Origin of the sequence: Massilia sp. ZL223 (assembly GCF_018119395.1) — a bacterium.
Lineage (GTDB): Bacteria > Pseudomonadota > Gammaproteobacteria > Burkholderiales > Burkholderiaceae_D > Telluria.
The window spans coordinates 1-18,341 of sequence record NZ_JAGPWD010000031.1 but is presented as its reverse complement, the minus strand read 5'-3'; the positions used below and the strand labels follow the sequence as shown (position 1 = coordinate 18,341).

General features: G+C 63.5%; 16 protein-coding genes and 1 pseudogene. 4 read left to right on the top strand and 13 right to left on the bottom strand.

The features are described from left to right. Positions 1-119 precede the first annotated feature (119 nt). From KBW95_RS17955 to clpS, 3 genes are all read right to left on the bottom strand, one after another. Positions 120-3,482, bottom strand: coding sequence for a S41 family peptidase (locus KBW95_RS17955; RefSeq protein WP_211526363.1), 3,363 nt, complete (start codon positions 3,480-3,482; stop codon positions 120-122). A gap of 235 nt (positions 3,483-3,717) precedes the next feature. Next, positions 3,718-6,018, bottom strand: coding sequence for an ATP-dependent Clp protease ATP-binding subunit ClpA (gene clpA, locus KBW95_RS17950; RefSeq protein WP_211526364.1), 2,301 nt, complete (start codon positions 6,016-6,018; stop codon positions 3,718-3,720). Next, positions 6,015-6,317, bottom strand: coding sequence for an ATP-dependent Clp protease adapter ClpS (gene clpS, locus KBW95_RS17945; protein ID WP_211528940.1), 303 nt, complete (start codon positions 6,315-6,317; stop codon positions 6,015-6,017). Before clpS ends, clpA begins: the two co-directional genes overlap by 4 nt. A gap of 320 nt (positions 6,318-6,637) precedes the next feature. On the opposite strand from clpS, the gene KBW95_RS17940 reads away from it, so the two are divergent. Beyond that, complete coding sequence (locus KBW95_RS17940; RefSeq protein ID WP_078032457.1) at positions 6,638-6,841, top strand: cold-shock protein; 204 nt, start codon at positions 6,638-6,640, stop codon at positions 6,839-6,841. Positions 6,842-6,924: 83 nt separating this feature from the next. Here the strand turns inward: KBW95_RS17940 and KBW95_RS17935 are convergent, their stop codons facing one another. Next, on the bottom strand, positions 6,925-7,209 hold the full coding sequence (locus tag KBW95_RS17935) for a hypothetical protein (protein ID WP_211528939.1): 285 nt from the start codon (positions 7,207-7,209) through the stop codon (positions 6,925-6,927). An 87-nt stretch (positions 7,210-7,296) separates the two neighbouring features. After that, a complete protein-coding gene (icd, locus tag KBW95_RS17930; RefSeq protein WP_211526366.1) occupies positions 7,297-8,550 on the bottom strand; it encodes an NADP-dependent isocitrate dehydrogenase in 1,254 nt (417 codons plus the stop codon). A 187-nt stretch (positions 8,551-8,737) separates the two neighbouring features. Between icd and KBW95_RS17925 the strand changes: the two genes are divergently transcribed. Next, entirely contained in the window at positions 8,738-9,295 is a 558-nt protein-coding gene (locus tag KBW95_RS17925) for a pseudouridine synthase (protein ID WP_211526367.1), read from the top strand. A gap of 141 nt (positions 9,296-9,436) precedes the next feature. Here the strand turns inward: KBW95_RS17925 and KBW95_RS17920 are convergent, their stop codons facing one another. Then, the gene (locus tag KBW95_RS17920) at positions 9,437-11,665 is read right to left on the bottom strand and encodes an NADP-dependent isocitrate dehydrogenase (protein ID WP_211528938.1); all 2,229 of its coding nucleotides are present in this window, start codon (positions 11,663-11,665) and stop codon (positions 9,437-9,439) included. A 284-nt stretch (positions 11,666-11,949) separates the two neighbouring features. After that, entirely contained in the window at positions 11,950-12,216 is a 267-nt protein-coding gene (gene rpsT / locus KBW95_RS17915) for a 30S ribosomal protein S20 (protein WP_211520982.1), read from the bottom strand. Positions 12,217-12,426: 210 nt separating this feature from the next. Here rpsT and murJ point away from each other — a divergent pair, with 210 nt between their 5' ends. Beyond that, complete coding sequence (murJ, locus tag KBW95_RS17910) at positions 12,427-13,977, top strand: murein biosynthesis integral membrane protein MurJ (protein ID WP_211528937.1); 1,551 nt, start codon at positions 12,427-12,429, stop codon at positions 13,975-13,977. A gap of 141 nt (positions 13,978-14,118) precedes the next feature. Here the strand turns inward: murJ and KBW95_RS17905 are convergent, their stop codons facing one another. Next, positions 14,119-14,361: a hypothetical protein gene (locus tag KBW95_RS17905; protein ID WP_211526376.1), complete on the bottom strand. Its 243-nt coding sequence runs from the start codon at positions 14,359-14,361 to the stop codon at positions 14,119-14,121. A 183-nt stretch (positions 14,362-14,544) separates the two neighbouring features. Between KBW95_RS17905 and KBW95_RS17900 the strand changes: the two genes are divergently transcribed. Beyond that, entirely contained in the window at positions 14,545-15,945 is a 1,401-nt protein-coding gene (locus tag KBW95_RS17900) for a PLP-dependent aminotransferase family protein (protein ID WP_211526370.1), read from the top strand. Between the two features lie 54 nt (positions 15,946-15,999). On the opposite strand, the gene KBW95_RS17895 is transcribed toward KBW95_RS17900, so the two are convergent. The 5 genes and pseudogenes from KBW95_RS17895 to KBW95_RS17875 all read right to left on the bottom strand — a co-directional run. Further along, the gene (locus KBW95_RS17895) at positions 16,000-16,485 is read right to left on the bottom strand and encodes a DUF2199 domain-containing protein (protein WP_267875477.1); all 486 of its coding nucleotides are present in this window, start codon (positions 16,483-16,485) and stop codon (positions 16,000-16,002) included. A gap of 39 nt (positions 16,486-16,524) precedes the next feature. Continuing rightward, positions 16,525-17,247 (bottom strand): type II secretion system protein, encoded by a 723-nt coding sequence (locus KBW95_RS17890; protein ID WP_307727657.1) that lies wholly within the window; start codon positions 17,245-17,247, stop codon positions 16,525-16,527. Positions 17,248-17,249: 2 nt separating this feature from the next. Continuing rightward, positions 17,250-17,657, bottom strand: a complete 408-nt coding sequence (locus KBW95_RS17885) for a prepilin-type N-terminal cleavage/methylation domain-containing protein (RefSeq protein WP_211528934.1) — start codon at positions 17,655-17,657, stop codon at positions 17,250-17,252. Next, positions 17,651-18,142 carry a type II secretion system protein gene (locus KBW95_RS17880; RefSeq protein ID WP_211528933.1) on the bottom strand — a complete coding sequence of 164 codons (492 nt, stop codon included), beginning with the start codon at positions 18,140-18,142 and terminating at the stop codon, positions 17,651-17,653. Before KBW95_RS17880 ends, KBW95_RS17885 begins: the two co-directional genes overlap by 7 nt. After that, positions 18,139-18,341, bottom strand: a pseudogene (locus tag KBW95_RS17875) (hypothetical protein); the annotation flags it as partial. The pseudogene KBW95_RS17875 and the gene KBW95_RS17880, both read right to left, overlap by 4 nt.

Below are 18,341 nucleotides of genomic sequence, written 5' to 3'. Positions count from 1 at the left end.
TTAGAAATGGTTTGTGACGGGATGATGAATTTGTGTGAAGGGGCGTGTCATGGTTGTGTCACGAGACACGCACGCAAACTTAGGTTCCGGCCTCCGCCGGAACCCAAGTGGTTTTTGACTTAGCGCTTCAAGGCCGGAATCGCCGCCGGCTTCCACGCCTTCACCGGCTGCTCCTTCATCTTCTTCTCCAGCATCTCGAGCGCCACTTCCAGCTGGCGGTCGCGCCCCTTGAAGGTCTCATGCGGCAGGTTGTCGACCTCCACATCCGGCGACACGCCCACGCCTTCGATCAGCCACTCGCCTTCGCTCGAGAACTGCCCGAACTCCGCCACGCGCGCCATGCCGTTGTCGGTCAGCCCGTTGCCGTCGCTGAGCCAGACGCCCGCGCCGGCGGTGCGCTTGCCCACCACCGGTCCGAGCTTGAGCGCCTTGACGCCGGCGGTGAAGGTCTCGCCGTCCGAGTAGGTCAGCTCGTCCGCCAGCACCACCAGGTGGCCGCGGAAGGTGTTCTGCATGTTCGACTGCGGCTGGTTGCCGTTCGAGGCCCAGAAGGCCCACGAGCGGCGCAGCAGCTTCTCGATGATCCAGCTGTCGATATTGCCGCCGTTATTGCGGCGCACATCGATGATCAGGCCTTCCTTGTTGATGTTGGCGTAGAAGTCGCGCGCGAAGGCGTTGATGTCGCGCGCCACCATGGCGCGCAGGTGCAGGTAGCCGATCTTGCCCTTGGAGGCCTCGTCCACCTGCCGCGCCCTGCTCTGCTCCCAGTCGGTGTAGCGCAGGCTCGCGTGGCGCGCCATGCTCACCGGCGTGACGATCACCTGGCGCGGCTTGGCATCCAAGGTCTTCACTTGCAGCAGCACCTGCTTGTCGGCCTGGTCGAGCAGCAGGTCGGCGATGTCGCGCGCCTCCACCAGCGACTTGCCGTTGACGGCCGTGATCACATCGCCTTCCTTGACGCCCACGTCCGGCAGGGACAGCGGACCGGCCTCCGACGGCAGCTCCGGCTCGCTGCGGTAGACGCGGTCGACGCGGTAGCCCTCTGCGGTGCGGGTCAGCACGGCGCCCAGGCTGGACGGCGTGCCTTCGCCCGTCGCGCGGCGCACGTCGCCCGGACGAATCTGCGAGTGGAGCGCGCCGACCTCGCCCACCATCATGCCCAGCACGTCATCCAGTTCCGCACGGTCGGTGACACGATCGACCAGCGGCGCGTAGCGCGTGCGCACGGCGTTCCAGTCGACACCGCGCATCTTGGCGTCGTACAGGAAGTCGCGGTGCATGCGCCATGCGTCGTTGAACATCTGCGTCCATTCGAGGCGCGGATTGGTAATCACTGCCCAGTCGTCGATCTTGACCTTGGCCTTGGTGAGATCGGCGGGTGCCTTGGCGCCGGCGGACACGATCAGCATGTCGCCCGGCGCGCCCTTCGCAAAGGTTCGGTAGAAGACATGCTTGCGGTCGGTGCTCAGGCCGAACTCGCGCACGTTGGACGCGAAGGTCTCCGGCTGCGGCGCGCTGCGCGAAATCTCCAGGGTCTTGAGCACGCCTTTCTGGCCGTCGTCGGAATCGAGCAGGTACAGGCGCTTGTCGTCGACGGCCAGCGCACGGTAGTTACCCGGCGCGACCGGCACTTCGTACAGGCGCTCGCGCAGGCCGGCATAGATGATGGCGGGCGTCGGCTTCTTCGGCTTGTCGCTGCTGGCGGCATTCGCCGCGCTGGTTGCCGCGGCGGCGGCGGCCACGGCGGCCTGCTTGTCGGCGGTCTGCTCGTCCGCGCCTGGCGTCTTCACCGCGGCCTTGGCGGCGGCTTCCGGGGACATCTCCTCCGGCTTGGTCAGCTCGTCCTCGGGCTTGAATGGGAAGCGCGTGTCTGGCTGCAGCGCCAGCGCGTACACGCCGACGCGGTCGTCGAACACCGGTCCCATGTTGCGGTCGCCCCAGACCGAGGCGTTGCCGAGGTTGAAGTGGCGCGCAGAGAGGAAATACAACCATTTGCCGTCCGGCGAAAAGGCCGGCGAGTTGGCTTCGTAGCGGTCGGTGGTGACAAAGCTCATCTGCTTCGACCCGAGGCTGTACAGGCCGATCTGGTTGCGCTGTTCGCTGCTGCCGGTGCGCACCAGCGCCAGGTTGCGGCTGTCGGGCGACCACACCACCTGCTCCAGGCGGTCGACGCCGATCTGGCCGGCGTCGTCGATCACCACGTTGGACTTGGCCGCCAGGTCGAGCAGCCAGGTGCGGCCCTTCTTGTCGGTGTGGGCCAGCCACTTCCCGTCCGGCGACGGATACAGGTTCCAGCGGTGGGCGGCGCCGTCCCTGGTCAGGCGGTCGCCTTGGCCGGAGCCGTCTGCGGCATAGCGCCAGATCTCGTTCTCGCCGCTGGCGTCCGTGATCGCATAGACCCACTTGTCGTCGTGGCTGAACACGGCGCTGCGCGCGCGCACGCCTTCCGGCACGGCGATTTCGACGCGGCGGTAGGTGCCGGTGCCGGCGATGGTCACGCGGCCGCGCGCGGTCAGCACGATGCGCTCGGCCTTGTTGGCCGGTTCGATGCCGGTCAGCGCGTCGAGCGGCGACTTCACGCGGCGCATGCGCTGCTGGTCGAAGTCCGACACCAGGCTGGCCTTGAGCAGGCTATCGGCGCCGCTGGCGAGGTCCAGCACGCGCAGGTCCGCGCCCAGCTGGTAGACGATGCGGCCGTCGCCGAGCGAGGCGGTGCGCACGTCCCATTCCTTGTGGCTGGTATGGGCGCGGCGGTCGCTGCCATCCGGAAGCGACGACCAGATGTTGTCGGCGCCGTCCGCGTCGCTGATGAAGTACAGGCGGCCCTGGTGCCACATGGCGCGGCGGTTGTTGGCCGTGTCGTCCTTGAACAGCTGGGTGGCTTCGCCCTTGGCGTCCAGGTCGAAACGCCACAGCTGGGCGTGGGCGCCGCCGCGGTAGGAGCGGACGTTATCGTTGGTCATGGACAGGCCCATGCGCGTGAAATAGACGACCTTGCCGGCGTCGTCCAGGGTCGCGTCGTTGGCGTCGGCCAGCGGCAGCACGCGGCGCTTCATGGTCGCCGGGTCCAGCGCGGCCACCACGCGGTGCTTGGCGGGGCCGACCGAATTTTCCGTGCTGACCAGGACTTCGCCCTGCGCCGTCCAGCCGAGCACCGTGACGCCGCCGTTCTCGAAGGTGATGCGCTTGGGCAGGCCGCCTTCGAGCGGCATCACGTAGGCTTCCTGCGCGCCTTCGTAAGAGGCGGCAAAGGCTACCAGCTTGCCGTCGTGCGAGATCGCGGCGTGGGTTTCGGCGGACGGGTGGGTGGTCAGGCGGGTGGCCTTGCCGCCCGCGGTCGTGGTGCGCCACAGGTCGCCTTCCGCCGTGAAGACGATGGTGTCGCCGCGGACGGCCGGGAAACGGAAGTAAGGGTCAGCGGCGGCGGCCTGGCTGCCGATGAGGGCGAGCGACAGCGCAAGGATGGTGCGGGAGACGGTCATGGTCACTGTGGCGGAGGTTACTGAAGAACATGAGTTTGCCACAGCAGAAAGGGATGTTGGCGTCCTTACATGCAAAAAAGAACTGGGTGCGTGCTTGCGAGTGCAGGGATACGCTTCTGGTGTGCGTCCCCCTCGGCCGGAACCCAAGTTCGTAGCAACGCCACAATATGTTCATGCCCCCAAACGACAGACGAAAAAAACCGCGCCGAAGCGCGGTTCTTTGTTGAGACCAAAGTTACTCGATCTCGACCGTCTCCGCCGGAGCCGGCGGCGGCAGCACGTCCCCTTCCGGGAACTCGAGCACCACATCGTCCTTCTCGTTCAGGTCCACGGTCACGCGTCCGCCGTTGACCAGGCGGCCGAACAGCAGCTCGTCGGCCAGGGCCTTGCGGATCATGTCCTGGATCAGGCGCGACATCGGACGGGCGCCCATGAGCGGGTCGAAGCCCTTCTTGCCGAGGAACTTGCGCAGCTTCTCGGTGAACACGGCTTCCACCTTCTTCTCGTGCAGCTGCTCTTCCAGCTGCATCAGGAACTTGTCCACGACGCGCAAGATGATGTCCTCGTCCAGCGCGCGGAAGCTGATGATCGCATCCAGGCGGTTGCGGAACTCCGGCGTGAACATGCGCTTGATGTCGGCCATCTCGTCGCCCTGCGCCTTCGAATCCACGAAGCCCACCGAGCGCTTGGTCAGGCTCTCGGCGCCCGCATTCGTGGTCATGATGATGATCACGTTGCGGAAGTCCGCCTTGCGGCCGTTGTTGTCGGTCAGGGTGCCATGGTCCATCACCTGCAGCAGGATATTGAAAATGTCCGGGTGGGCTTTTTCAATCTCGTCCAGCAGCAGCACCGCGTGCGGCTTCTTGGTGATGGCCTCGGTCAGCAGGCCGCCCTGGTCGAAGCCGACGTAGCCCGGCGGCGCACCGATCAGGCGCGACACCGCGTGGCGCTCCATGTATTCCGACATGTCGAAACGCACCAGCTCGATGCCCAGGATGAAGGCCAGCTGCTTGGCGACTTCCGTCTTGCCGACGCCGGTCGGGCCGGAGAACAGGAAGGAGCCGATCGGCTTGTCCGTCTTGCCCAGTCCGGCGCGCGCCATCTTGATGGCGGAGGCCAGCGCTTCGATCGCCGGGTCCTGGCCGAACACCACGTTGCGCAGGTCGCGGTCGATGGTCTGCAGCTTGCTGCGGTCGTCCTGGTTGACCGTCTGCGGGGGAATCCGCGCGATCTTGGCGATGATGTCCTCGATCTCGGTCTTGCCGATGGTCTTCTTCTGCTTCGACTTCGGCAGGATGCGCTGGGCCGCGCCCGCTTCGTCGATCACGTCGATCGCCTTGTCGGGCAGGTGACGGTCATTGATGAAGCGCGCCGCCAGCTCGGCCGCGGTCGACAGCGCCGAGGCGGAATACTTGACGCCATGGTGCTCTTCGAAACGCGACTTCAGGCCGCGCAGGATCGCCACGGTCTGCTCGACCGACGGCTCGTTCACGTCCACCTTCTGGAAGCGGCGGCTCAGCGCATGATCCTTCTCGAACACGCCGCGGAATTCCGTGAACGTGGTCGCGCCGATGCACTTGAGCTGGCCGTTGGCCAGGGCCGGCTTGAGCAGGTTCGACGCGTCGAGCGTGCCGCCCGATGCCGAACCGGCGCCGATGATCGTGTGGATCTCGTCGATGAACAGGATGCCGTTCGGGGTGTCCTTGATCTGCTTGAGCACGGCCTTCAGGCGCTGCTCGAAATCGCCGCGGTACTTGGTGCCGGCCAGCAGCGCGCCCATGTCGAGCGAGTACACGACGGCGTTCTGCAGGATCTCGGGCACGTCCTCCTGGACGATGCGCCATGCCAGGCCTTCCGCGATGGCGGTCTTGCCGACACCGGCCTCGCCCACCAGCAGCGGGTTGTTCTTGCGGCGGCGGCACAGGATCTGGATCACGCGGTCCACTTCTTCCTCGCGGCCGATCAGCGGATCGATCTTGCCGTCCGCAGCCGACTTGTTGAGGTTCTGGGTGAACTGGTCGAGCGGGCTTTCCTTGGTCTGGCCCTCGACCTGCGCTTCTTCCACGCCTTCGGACGCCTTCTGGGTGTCCATCTGCTGGTCCTTGCGGACGCCGTGCGAGATGAAGTTGACCACATCCAGGCGGGTCACGCCCTGCTGGTGCAGGTAGTAAACAGCATGCGAATCCTTCTCGCCGAAGATCGCGACCAGCACGTTGGCGCCGGTCACTTCCTTCTTGCCGTTCGAGGCCGACTGCACGTGCATGATCGCGCGCTGGATCACGCGCTGGAAGCCGAGCGTCGGCTGGGTGTCGACTTCGCCCGTTCCGGGTACGGTCGGGGTGTTGTCACCAATAAAATTAGTCAGGGTCTTGCGCAAGTCTTCAATATTGACAGCGCACGCACGCAGGACTTCGGCGGCCGACGGATTGTCGAGGAGCGCCAGCAGCAGATGCTCCACGGTAATAAACTCGTGCCGTGCCTGCCGTGCTTCGACAAAGGCCATGTGTAGAGATACTTCAAGTTCCTGCGCAATCATACTTCCTCCATCACGCATTGCAGGGGATGCCCCGCCTTACGCGCATGCGTTAAGACAAACTCCACTTTGGTACACGCTATATCTTTGGAAAACACGCCGCACACCCCCTTACCATGCCGGTGCACGGAAAGCATGATCTGCGTCGCCGTTTCGCGATCCTTGTTGAAGTACTCCTGGATGACCGCGACCACGAATTCCATCGGCGTGTAGTCATCGTTCAGCAGCGCCACCTGGTACAAAGGTGGTGGTTTGACGCTCTGCCGCTCCAGTAGTTGTTCAGTGTCGTGCTTCGTTGCCATGGGGGTATTCTAATGCTTTCAGGAATAGTGCCAAGCATAAACATCAGCTCGTTTTCATGTGCTTCCATGTTACTTGGTTTCCGTTCTTTGCGCAGATGGCGATCCAATTGGCGAAATCAAGTGCCCTGTTGAGGTCGGTGTGACAAATTTGACAACGGAGGCGCAAAACCGCTTGACTTCAGTGATTATTCCACCAACAATGCAGTTATTGACATTGTACTTATGTACTTGTTGATAAGAAGTGAGCAGGCTGAGGAGGGGGCAAGAAGCTTCTTGCTTTTATGGCTCGTGTGATATGTTTTTAATTGAAAGTTTCTTTTATGGCAACTGGTACTGTTAAGTGGTTCAATGATTCCAAAGGTTTTGGCTTCATCACTCCTGATGACGGCGGCGAGGATCTGTTCGCACACTTCTCCGCAATCAATATGACCGGTTTTAAGACCCTCAAAGAAGGTCAGAAAGTCCAATTCGAAGTCACGCAAGGCCCGAAAGGCAAGCAAGCTTCCAACATCCAGGGCGTGTAATACCTCTCCCCCGGAAGCAAAAGACCCCGCGCAAGCGGGGTTTTTTTTCGCCCTCCGCAAACGCTACGCCTCCCTGCGCGGCCTTACAGCCAGCCCGCCTTATCTAGATAGCGGTGGATTTCCTCGTTGAGCGCAATCAGCCCGGCTGTGGCCGCCTCGGTGTCGTCGGCCGGCGGATCGGGAAACAGCCCGGACAGCAACTGGCAGTGCGCGCCGAGCGCCCTGCCCCGCGCCACGAGCAAGTCGAGTTCCGGGCCCGGCGCCGCAGCCGCCAGCCGCGCCGCTTCGCCGACCAGCCAGTCGCCGCGCACCTGGGCGTACACGAGCCTGCCGATCCGCTCCGCCTGCGCCCGCCCCGCTGCATGCATGCCGGCCTCCGCACCAAGTAAAAAGCCCCGCCTCTTGCAAGGCCGGGGCTTTCATCCTATCCGAAGCGGCGAAGCGCTGTCGCCTGCTTACATGTGCTCGATCATCACCTCGCCGAAGCCGGAACACGAGACCTGGGTCGCGCCCTCCATCAGGCGCGCGAAGTCGTAGGTGACCTTCTTGGAAGTGATCGCCTTTTCCATCGAGCTGATGATCAGGTCGGCGGCCTCAAGCCAGCCCATATGGCGCAGCATCATCTCGGCCGACAGGATCAGCGAACCCGGGTTCACATAGTCCTTGCCCGCGTACTTCGGCGCGGTGCCGTGGGTGGCTTCGAACATCGCCACCGAGTCCGACATGTTGGCGCCCGGCGCGATGCCGATGCCGCCCACCTGGGCCGCCAGCGCGTCCGAGACGTAGTCGCCGTTCAGGTTCAGGGTGGCGATCACGCTGTACTCCGCCGGGCGCAGCAGGATCTGCTGCAGGAAGGCGTCGGCGATCGAATCCTTGACCGTGATGTCGCGGCCGGTCTTCGGATTCTTGAACTTGCACCATGGGCCGCCGTCGATCAGCTCGGCGCCGAATTCTTTCTGGGCGAGCGCGTAGCCCCAGTCACGGAAGCCGCCTTCGGTGTACTTCATGATGTTGCCCTTGTGGACGATGGTCACGGAGGGCTTGTCGTTGTCGATCGCGTACTGGATCGCCTTGCGCACCAGGCGCTCGGTGCCTTCGCGCGAGACCGGCTTGACGCCGATGCCCGAGGTTTCCGGGAAGCGGATCTTCTTGACGCCCATTTCCTTGGTCAGGAATTCGATGACCTTCTTCGCGCCCTCCGAGCCTTCGGCCCATTCGATGCCGGCGTAGATATCTTCGGAGTTCTCGCGGAAGATCACCATGTCGGTCTTTTCCGGTTCCTTCAGCGGCGAAGGCACGCCCTTGAAGTAACGCACCGGGCGCAGGCAAACATACAGGTCGAGTTCCTGGCGCAGCGCCACGTTGAGCGAGCGGATGCCGCCGCCTACCGGCGTGGTCAGCGGGCCCTTGATCGAGACCACGTAGTCCTTCAGCACGTCCAGGGTTTCGGATGGGAGCCAGACGTCGGGGCCGTAGACCTGGGTCGACTTCTCGCCGGCGAAGATTTCCATCCAGCTGATCTTGCGCTGGCCGCCGTAGGCCTTGGCCACGGCTGCGTCGACCACCTTGATCATCACCGGGGTGATGTCGACGCCGGTGCCGTCGCCTTCGATATAGGGAATGACCGGGGTGTTCGGAACGGTGAGCGAGAAATCGGCGTTGACGGTGATTTTCTGGCCGTCGGCCGGGACCTTGATATGTTGGTACATCGTGTTCTCCCAAGTAGCCACATGCGGGCGTGGCATGCGATCTGAATTACAATGGTGAAGCTGCTAGTCTTGTATAAGACATGGATGTGGCGTCTTGCATTATGCACCAGTATTTTGCCGGATGCCACGCAAGCACCCAAGCACTTTCCGCCCCGGCGGCCCCTGATTCCAGTTTCACCCGTTCGACATGGCCCTGATCCTTTTTAATAAACCCTTCCAAGTCCTTTGCCAGTTCAGTCCACAGGAGGGCCGCGAATCGCTGGCCGACTACCTGAAGATCCCCGGCATCTACCCCGCCGGGCGGCTGGACGCGGACAGCGAAGGCCTGATGCTGCTGACCGACGACGGCAAGCTGCAGCACAAGATCGCGCACCCGGATCACAAGGAAGCCAAGACCTACCTGGTGCAGGTGGACGGCGTGGTGGACGCGGCCGCGCTGGCGCGCCTGCAGGCGCCGCTCGACCTGGGCGACTTCGTCACCAAGCCCTGCCGCGCGGTGCGCATCGAGGAGCCGGGCTGGCTGTGGCCGCGCAATCCGCCGATCCGCGCGCGCGCCGACAAGCCGACCAGCTGGATCGCGATCACGCTCGAGGAAGGCAAGAACCGGCAGGTCAGGAGGATGACGGCGGCGGTGGGCTTGCCTACTTTGCGGCTGGTGCGCAGCAGTATCGGGCCGTTTTCGCTGGCGACGCATCCGTTGATGCCGGGGGAGTATGTTGAGGTGCAGGCGGCCGCGTTGCGGTAAGCGGTTCGTGGCCTGCGCGCTAACTTGGGCGGAACAATGCCAGTGGCATTGTTCCGCCCAAGTTTGCATGAGCAGCACTGGAAATAAAAAAACCGCCGGCCCAAGAGCCGGCGGTTTTCATTTGGTACTACCTAGGGACGATTACGCCAGCACTTCCAGCGCCGCGTTGAAGGTCGCGCTCGGACGCATCACCGCCTTGACCTTGGCGTCGTCGGCCTTGTAGTAGCCGCCGATATCAACCGGCTTGCCCTGCACTTCCAGCAGTTCGGCGACGATCTTGGCTTCGTTCTCGGCCAGGGTCTTGGCCAGCGGAGCGAAGGTGGCTGCCAGGCCGGCGTCTTCGCTCTGCGCCGCCAGTTCCTGGGCCCAGTACATCGACAGGTAGAACTGGCTGCCGCGGTTGTCGAGTTCACCGGTCTTCGGCGACGGCGACTTGCGGTTGTCCAGCAGCTTGCCGGTGGCCGCGTCCAGCGTCTTGGCCAGCACCTTGGCCTTGTTGTTGCCGGTCTTCAGGCCGAGGTCTTCCAGCGACACCGCCAGCGCCAGGAATTCGCCCAGCGAATCCCAGCGCAGGTGGTTCTCTTCGACCAGCTGCTGCACGTGCTTCGGAGCCGAACCGCCGGCGCCGGTTTCGTACATGCCTCCGCCCGCCATCAGCGGAACGATCGACAGCATCTTGGCGCTGGTGCCCAGTTCCAGGATCGGGAACAGGTCGGTCAGGTAGTCGCGCAGGATGTTGCCGGTCACCGAGATGGTGTCCAGGCCGCGGCTGACGCGCTCCAGCGTGTAGCGCATCGCACGCACCTGCGACATGATCTGGATGTCCAGGCCGGTGGTGTCGTGATCCTTCAGGTAGGTCTTGACCTTCTTGATCAGTTCATTCTCGTGCGGACGGTACGGGTCGAGCCAGAACACGGCCGGCATGCCCGAGTTGCGCGCGCGGGTGACCGCCAGCTTGACCCAGTCGCGGATCGGCGCGTCCTTCACCTGGCACATGCGCCAGATGTCGCCCTTCTCCACGTTCTGGCTCATCAGGACTTCGCCGGTGGCGATGTCGGTGATGTTGGCCACGCCGTCTTCCGGCACTTCGAAGGTCTTGTCGTGCGAGCCGTATTCCTCGGCCTGCTGCGCCATCAGGCCCACGTTCGGGACGGTGCCCATGGTCTTCGGATCGAAGGCGCCGTGCCATTTGCAGAAGTTGATGACTTCCTGGTAGATGCGGGCGAAGGTCGATTCCGGAATGACTGCCTTGACTTCCTTCAGGCGGCCGTCGGCGCCGTACATCTTGCCGCCGGCGCGGATCATGGCCGGCATCGACGCGTCGACGATGACGTCGTTCGGCGAGTGGAAATTGGTGATGCCCTTGGCCGAGTCGACCATGGCCAGCGGCGGACGGTGTTCCTGGCAGGCGTGCAGGTCGCGCTCGATCTCTTCGCGCTGCGAGGCCGGCAGGCCGGCGATCTTGTTGTACAGATCGGCCATGCCGTTGTTGACGTTGATGCCGAGGCTGTCGAACAGGGCGCCGTGCTTCTCGAAGGCCTCCTTGTAGAACATGCGCACGCAGTGGCCGAACACGATCGGATGCGAGACCTTCATCATGGTCGCCTTGACGTGCAGCGAGAACAGGATGCCGGTGTTCTTCGCGTCTTCGATCTGCTTCTCGTAGAACTCGAGCAGGGCCTTGCGGCTCATGAACATAGAGTCGATGATCTCGCCGTCCTGCAGCGCGACCTTCGGCTTCAGCACGATGGCCTGGCCGCTCTTGGTGATCAGTTCCATCTTGACGTCACGGGCGCCGTTCACGGTCATCGACTTTTCGCCGTGGTAGAAGTCGCCGTGGGTCATGTGCGACACGTGGGTGCGCGACGCCTGCGACCATTCGCCCATCGAGTGCGGGTTCTTGCGTGCGTATTCCTTGACGGCCTTCGGTGCGCGGCGGTCCGAGTTACCTTCGCGCAGGACCGGGTTCACGGACGAACCGATGCACTTGGCGTACTTGGCCTTGATGGCCTTCTCTTCGTCGGTCTTCGGATCGGCCGGGTAGTCCGGCAGCTTGTAGCCCTTGCCCTGCAGTTCCTTGATCGCGGCGTTCAACTGGCCGACCGAAGCGGAGATGTTCGGCAGCTTGATGATGTTCGCGTCCGGCTCCAGGGTCTTCTTGCCCAGCTCGGCCAGCGCGTCCGGAACGCGCTGCTCTTCGGTCAGGTATTCCGGGAAGTTCGCCAGGATACGGGCGGCGACCGAGATGTCGCTCTGCTCGACCTTGATGCCGGCCGGCTTGGTGAAGGTGCTGACGACAGGCAGGAAGGCGTGGGTCGCCAGCAGGGGCGCCTCGTCGGTCAGGGTGTAGATGATGGTCGGATCGCTCATACGCTTTTTCCTCGATGCTCGCGTGGATGACACGCTATGTAAATTTGGTGCTTCTCGTGATGCTCAAGTCTTCTATAAGACATAAGACGGGCGTTTCACATTATGCACCAGTATTTTACTGTGCGCCATGGTTTTAGACGAGATGCCTTCCGCCAGGGCGCACCGGCAACGCGAGCTCGACAGCGGCCGCGCCAAGCAAAAAAACCCGCCGGGACCAATGGTCGGGCGGGTCTTTCTACTGCACAGAACTTGCCAGCGCGGCCTAGGCCGCGCGCACGCGGTTGTTAGGCCGACAGTGCCTTGATGGCGGCAGCCAGGCGGCTCTTGTGGCGCGCTGCCTTGTTCTTGTGGATGATCTTCTTGTCAGCGATGCTGTCGATGGTCGACACGGACTGCTGGAAGATGGTGGTTGCAGCGGCCTTGTCGCCAGCCTGGATGGCCTTGCGAACTGCCTTGATTGCGGTGCGCAGGGTCGAACGCTGTGCCGAGTTGTGCGCGTTTTGCTTAACTGCTTGACGAGCGCGTTTGCGCGCTTGTGCGGTATTTGCCATGGAATTTCCTAAATCGGGGTCAAGTTGCGTTTGCAAACATTAGCGAGTGAAACCGGCGCTCTTCCGTGCCTGCCCAACGATTAGTGTCTGCCAACAGAATTCAGTACAGCCCACGATTATAGCGAAAGATTCATGTCAGGGCAATTCATAATTCACTTTCAGCCGATTTCTGGACGTGCGCGCGTTGTTGCCCCAGTATAATGTCGGCCCATGAACCTGCTCAGAACTCTCGCCGCCATTTCCAGCATGACCATGGTGTCCCGCGTCACGGGCCTGCTGCGCGAAAGCCTGTTCGCGGCCGCCTTCGGCGCCTCGAACTACACCGACGCCTTCAACATCGCCTTCCGCCTGCCCAACCTGCTGCGGCGCCTGTTCGCCGAGGGCGCGTTCTCGCAGGCCTTCGTCCCGATTCTCACCGAGTACAAGACCAAGCACGGCCAGGAGGCGACCAAGACCCTGGTCGACCATGTGGCGACCGTGCTGATCTGGGCGACCATGCTGACCAGCCTGCTCGGGATCATCGCCGCGCCCATCCTGATCCTGCTGATCGGCGGCGGCCTGCAGCGCGAGCCGGAAGCCTTCGAGGCTTCGGTGTTCATGACGCAATTGATGTTCCCCTACATCGCCTGCATGTCCTTTGTCGCGCTGTCCAGCGGCGTGCTGAATACCTGGCGCCAGTTCAAGATCCCGGCCTTCACGCCGGTGCTGCTGAACCTGTCGTTCATCTTCGCCGCCGTGGTCATGGCGGACTGGTTCGAACAGCCGATCTATGCGATGGCCGTGGGCGTCTGCATCGGCGGCCTGGCCCAGGTCGCGCTCCAGATCCCGTCCTTGAAGAAGCTCGGCATGCTCCCGCGCCTGTCGCTCAACCCGCTGACCGGCCTGCGCGACGCCGGCGTGCGCCGCATGCTCGGCAAGATGGGACCCGCCGTGTTCTCCGTGGCCGCCGCCCAGATCAGCCTCCTCATCAACACCACCATTGCCGCCGGCATCGCCGCCGGCGCCGTCACGGCGCTGCAGTACGCGGACCGCCTGATGGAACTGCCGACCGCCCTGTTGGGCGTCGCGCTGGGCACCATCCTGCTGCCGGGCCTGGCGAAGGCGAATACCGAAGGCAACACCCAGGAATACTCGTCCCTGCTGGACTGGGGACTGCGCCTGACCTTCCTGCTCGCGATTCCCGCCGCGGTGGGCATGGCAACCCTGGCGACGCCGATGATCGCCACCCTCTTCCACTATGGGAATTTCGACAACGCCGACGTTGCCGCTTCGTCGATGCCGCTGATGGCCTACAGCGCGGGGCTGCTCGGCTTCATCCTGGTCAAGACCCTGGCCCCGGCCTTCTTCGCGCGCCAGGACGTGCGCACACCGGTGCGCATCGCGGTGGGCGTGCTGGTGGCGACCCAGCTGATGAACCTGGTGTTCGTGCCGCTGTTCGGCGTGGCCGGCCTGGCGCTGTCGATCGGCGCCGGCGCCTGCCTCAACGCGGCCTTCCTGTACAGCGGCCTGCGCAAGCGCGAGATCTATGTGCCGCAGCCGGGCTGGAGAAAGTTCTTCTTCAAGCTGGTGGTGGCCGTGACGGTGATGGGCGCGGTGTCGTGGTTCGGCCAGGCGCAGTTCGACTGGGTTGCGATGCGGGCGACGCCGCTGCTGCGCGCAGGCGCGCTGGTCGCCATCATCGGCGCCGCAGGCGTCGCTTACTTCGGCGTGCTGGTGGCGCTGGGTTTCCGCCCGCGCGACTTCAAGCGCCGCGCCGGTTGATCGGCACAAGAGGCTGATGTGGCGCGATCAGAAGGGCGCCATACATTCAAAAGCGAACCCTGGCCCTCCTGCCGACGCGACCAATTGCCGCACGGGGAATCACGGCCGTATCACTCGATATCGGCCGACGATGCTTTGCCATCAAGGCAGGCTCATGTCCAAACTAAGCCTGCTGAGAAGGACGAAGGTGACAAGCGCCAGGCCGAGCAGCGACACCACAAAGAGTGCGGCCGCCTTGCCGGCCGCGCGCAACACCGCGCGCTTCTCTTCCTCGATCTTCTTCTCCTTCTTCCCTTGATCGTAATGCCACTTGACAGCGAAGAACATGCCCGTGGCTAACACAAGAACCTTGAACGTAAAGAAGACTATAGGGAACCAATCCATCATTTCAGTATTTCCCGGTTGTTACTTAATACTATCTATCCTGAGGACCACGACGAACGAGTTTGGAACCAGGTTTGTCGCATGCAGATGAGAGGAGAAAACCTCGACAGCTGCCAGCAAAGTGGTGTTGCTACATGTTCTGGGGCATTCTACGTAAAAGCAATTTCCATACATTGAGACAAAATGTCCCAGTTGAAAACCATACAAGACGAGGTTTTGCCGATCTGGTTGCCGCGATTGGCCGTGCAAGGCGGGCCACGTTTTTTGCAGATCGCGGATGCGTTGCAGGCGGCGGTGGAAGACGGATCGCTGAAACCGGGCGATCGTCTGCCTCCACAGCGCCAGTTGGCGGCACAGCTGCACGTCGACCTGACGACGGTCACGCGCGCATACGACGAAGCCAGGCGCCGCAACCTGTTGGAAGGTCGCGGCGCTCGCGGGACGTATGTCGCGGCGCCGAAAGTCGAATTGAACGCGATCCTCGACCTGAGCATGAATACCCCGCCACCGCCGGATGGCGTGGACTTCGACGACATGTTGAAACAAGGTTTGTCTCAAGTACTGATGAGGGCAGACAATGCATTGCTGATGACTTACCACCTGGGCGGCGGGAGCGACTCCGACCGCAAGGCTGCAGCCAAATGGCTCGCACCGATGTTTGGCCATCCGGATTCCGGACAGCTTGTGGTCTGTCCGGGTGCGCAAGCGGCGATCGCCGCATTGATCCTTGCACTGACCGAGCCTGGAGATATCATCCTGGCAGAGCCGACGACTTATCCGGGCTTGCGTACCGCAGCGACCCAATTCGGCCGGCGCATCATGGTGGTGGAAGCGGACAAGCACGGGATGGTGCCCGAGATGCTCGAGGAAGCGTGCCGCCAGCACAAGCCTGGGCTGGTCTACCTCAATCCGACATTACAGAACCCGACCGCCATCACCATTCCGGAGCGCCGGCGCAAGGAACTCGCCGGCATCGCGAAGCGCTGCAATGTGCGCATCGTCGAGGACGATCCATACTGGCTCCTTGCCGATTCCCCACCACCGCCTATTGCCACGTTCGCCCCGGAACAGGTGTATTACATTTCGACCCTGTCGAAATGCCTGACGCCCGGTTTGCGTGTCGCCTTTGTTTTCCTGCCCAATCCGCAGGAACGCGAGCGTTTCCTGGCCGCGCTAAGATCGTTTGCGCTAATGGCCGCTCCTTTGACGGCCGCACTGGCTACTCAGTGGATCGTCGACGGTTCGGCCGGAGAATTGATGAAAGGCGTACGCAAGGAGGCGCGCCTGCGCCACCGGATGGCCCGGGATATCCTGGCGGGGCGGTACAGCGGCGCCGGAGACGGACTGCATGTATGGCTCGAGTTGCCGGCGTATTGGAATTCCTCGCAGCTTGCGCGCGCAGCCGACAGCGAAGGGATCGTAGTCACGCCGGCGGAGGCATTCGCGACAGGCAGCGAATCCGTGAATGCGATTCGGATCTCATTGGGTAGCATCAAGGATCGTGGACGCTTGCAGGCGGGGCTTCAACGGCTGTCTCATCTGCTTGCGCGGCGGCCCGAGTCCTTCAGTGCTGCTGTGGTTTAGCTATCCAGGAAACACTGTGTTTCGTTCGGCTGTTCTCTCGAAGCACATTGACAGCTAAGCGAAGAGCGCCGTGAATTCGGCCACGCGATGCACATCGATTCCGCGTGCCTGTTCGGCATAGAGCTGATGGCTGGTCGGCTTGAGGAACACCCTGGGCCTGACCGTCGGCCCAGACAGGCGCAGCTCCGCATCCAGGCCGAGCGAGCCGGCGGCCGTCGGGATCTCGTTGGCGATGCGCACAGCGAAAGGCGGTTCGAGGCCTTGGTCTTCGGACTCCCACAGGTCGTAGATCCGGTCAAACGCGGCCTGGCTGACTTCCACCCATAAGCCGATGCAGTACGGGTCTTCACGGGATTCGACCGGCAAAGGCAGCACTGCCCGGATGAAAAACCGCTCTTCCCCGATGATGCAAAGATCGCTGTTGTCCCGAAGGAGGCGCAAGCGCTCTTCTTCGGACAGTTTGGCCGCATCGTCGGGCCGGCGGAACGTCAGTTCCATTTCCTCCAGCGGGTGCTCCACGCCACATTTTGCACAAATCAAGGTAAAACTCCCTCATAAGATCGATACATCGAGCACCCGCTAGCGCCGCGCCGGCTGTCCCTCTTGCGGTATTTCTTGCGGTTCCTGTGGCGGTTCTTGTGGCGGTTCCTGCGGCGCGTCCTGAGGCTGCTCCTGCTGCGGTTCCGGCGGCGGCTCTGCCGGCGGGTCCTCGGCAGGCGGTGGAGCAGCCGGCGGTCCGGCCGGTGCAGGCACCGGTGCCGGCGCAGGCACCGCCGGCGGAGCCGGCGTCGGGGGCGGCACGGGCGTCCCGGGAGCATTCTGCACACCCGGCATCAGCAAGCCCTGCCCACTGGCCATGAACTTCCAGTCCGAGATCTTTTCCTTGTTCTCGAAATTCTGGAAACGGCCGTCGAAATTGGCGATCTTGAGCGGCTTCGCAGTCGACAGGCTATAGACGGCAACGACACCTTTCTGGTCGCCCAGGTACACGATGCCCCAATCTGCCTTACCGGTCATGGGGTCGACGAAGATCTTGCGCAGGTGCCTGCGCACGCCGGGAAAGCGCGGGTCCTTGAGCAGTTCCTGCAGGGTCGGCGGCTGCGGCGGCATCCCGCGCGGCGTGGCGGCGGCATAGCTCTGCAGGGCCGCGCCGAAGGCGGCGCCGGTCTCCAGCAGTTCCTCTTCGGCGGCCGCGCGCTGCAGCAGCGAACCGATCTTGAGCGTGGCCGCGCCGACCATGCCGATGATGGCCACGAAGATCACCAGCCCGAGGTAGGTGAACCCGCCCTGCCGCCCGCGCATGCTTACCATTCCGCGTAAGGACGCCCGTTGCGGTCGTTGCCGGGAGCGCCGCTGTGCAGGTTATATAGTTCGCCCTGCTCCCCTTCCTCCGGCGGCACGACGACCCAGGTTTCGCGGCTCTCCGTGATCGGGTCGTACGGAATCTCGCGCAGGTATTTTTTCTCGACTAGCTGCTCCAGCGAATCAGGATAGCGCCCGTTGTCGCCACGGTACTGGTCGATCACGATGCGCGTGTTGCGCAGGTTTTCAAGCAGGATGGTTTCCTTGGACTTGTCCACGCTGGGGAAGAAGCGCGGCACGGCCAGGGTCAGCAGCAGCGCGACGATGCCCAGCACGATCAGCAGTTCGATCAGGGTGAAGCCGCGATGTCGGGAAAAACAGCGGCGGACGCGATTCATCATGCTCACCATTTGTTGTAGGGGACGCCGTTCAATCCCTCTTTCTGCGACAGCGAAAACACATCGTAGACGTCATCGCCCTCGCGCGGCTCGTTCGGTTCGCTGGCGTAGCTGCGCTTGCCCCAGGTGGCGGCTTCGCTCAGCTCCGGATCCGGATTGAAGGGGTCGCGCGGCAGGCGCCGCATGAAGTAGATCCTGGCTTGCTTGGGGCTGCGCAGGTCGCGTACGCCTTCCACCAGCACTTCCAGGCGCGGCGGATAGCCGGTGGCGCCGGCGGCTTTGGCCACCCTGCCCTCGTCGCTGGCCTTCTTGTAGGCGTCGATCCCGGCGCGGATCTCGCGCAGCGCGCGCCGCAGTTCCTGCTCGTCGCGGCGCTGGGCCGTCACCTGGGCCACCGGCACCACCAGGGTGCCCAGCAGCGCCAGGATCGCCAGGGTCACCAGCAGCTCGATCAGGGTGAAGCCGCGGCGCGGGGCCGGGCCGCAAAACGCATTCATGGCTGGGTCGGCGGCGTGGCAGGCTGGTTTGCGGGCGGCGGCGGCGCGACCGGCGTCACCTGGACGTTGGCGGGCGCGGAGGCGGGCGCGGAACCCGGCGGGCTGGAAGGCGGCGATCCGAGCTGCGGCGTCACCGGCAGTTGCGACGGCGGCACCGAGGCCGGCGCGGCGGGCGCGCCCGGCGTGGCAGCTGTGTCTT

Excerpts from the sequence above, each read along its gene's own strand:
- KBW95_RS17955 (WP_211526363.1), bottom strand. The coding sequence starts at position 3,482 with ATGACCGTCTCCCGCACCATCCTTGCGCTGTCGCTCGCCCTCATCGGC.
- clpA (WP_211526364.1), bottom strand. The coding sequence starts at position 6,018 with ATGATTGCGCAGGAACTTGAAGTATCTCTACACATGGCCTTTGTCGAA.
- clpS (WP_211528940.1), bottom strand. The coding sequence starts at position 6,317 with ATGGCAACGAAGCACGACACTGAACAACTACTGGAGCGGCAGAGCGTC.
- KBW95_RS17940 (WP_078032457.1), top strand. The coding sequence starts at position 6,638 with ATGGCAACTGGTACTGTTAAGTGGTTCAATGATTCCAAAGGTTTTGGC.
- KBW95_RS17935 (WP_211528939.1), bottom strand. The coding sequence starts at position 7,209 with ATGCATGCAGCGGGGCGGGCGCAGGCGGAGCGGATCGGCAGGCTCGTG.
- icd (WP_211526366.1), bottom strand. The coding sequence starts at position 8,550 with ATGTACCAACATATCAAGGTCCCGGCCGACGGCCAGAAAATCACCGTC.
- KBW95_RS17925 (WP_211526367.1), top strand. The coding sequence starts at position 8,738 with ATGGCCCTGATCCTTTTTAATAAACCCTTCCAAGTCCTTTGCCAGTTC.
- KBW95_RS17920 (WP_211528938.1), bottom strand. The coding sequence starts at position 11,665 with ATGAGCGATCCGACCATCATCTACACCCTGACCGACGAGGCGCCCCTG.
- rpsT (WP_211520982.1), bottom strand. The coding sequence starts at position 12,216 with ATGGCAAATACCGCACAAGCGCGCAAACGCGCTCGTCAAGCAGTTAAG.
- murJ (WP_211528937.1), top strand. The coding sequence starts at position 12,427 with ATGAACCTGCTCAGAACTCTCGCCGCCATTTCCAGCATGACCATGGTG.
- KBW95_RS17905 (WP_211526376.1), bottom strand. The coding sequence starts at position 14,361 with ATGGATTGGTTCCCTATAGTCTTCTTTACGTTCAAGGTTCTTGTGTTA.
- KBW95_RS17900 (WP_211526370.1), top strand. The coding sequence starts at position 14,545 with ATGTCCCAGTTGAAAACCATACAAGACGAGGTTTTGCCGATCTGGTTG.
- KBW95_RS17890 (WP_307727657.1), bottom strand. The coding sequence starts at position 17,247 with ATGCGCGGGCGGCAGGGCGGGTTCACCTACCTCGGGCTGGTGATCTTC.
- KBW95_RS17885 (WP_211528934.1), bottom strand. The coding sequence starts at position 17,657 with ATGGTGAGCATGATGAATCGCGTCCGCCGCTGTTTTTCCCGACATCGC.
- KBW95_RS17880 (WP_211528933.1), bottom strand. The coding sequence starts at position 18,142 with ATGAATGCGTTTTGCGGCCCGGCCCCGCGCCGCGGCTTCACCCTGATC.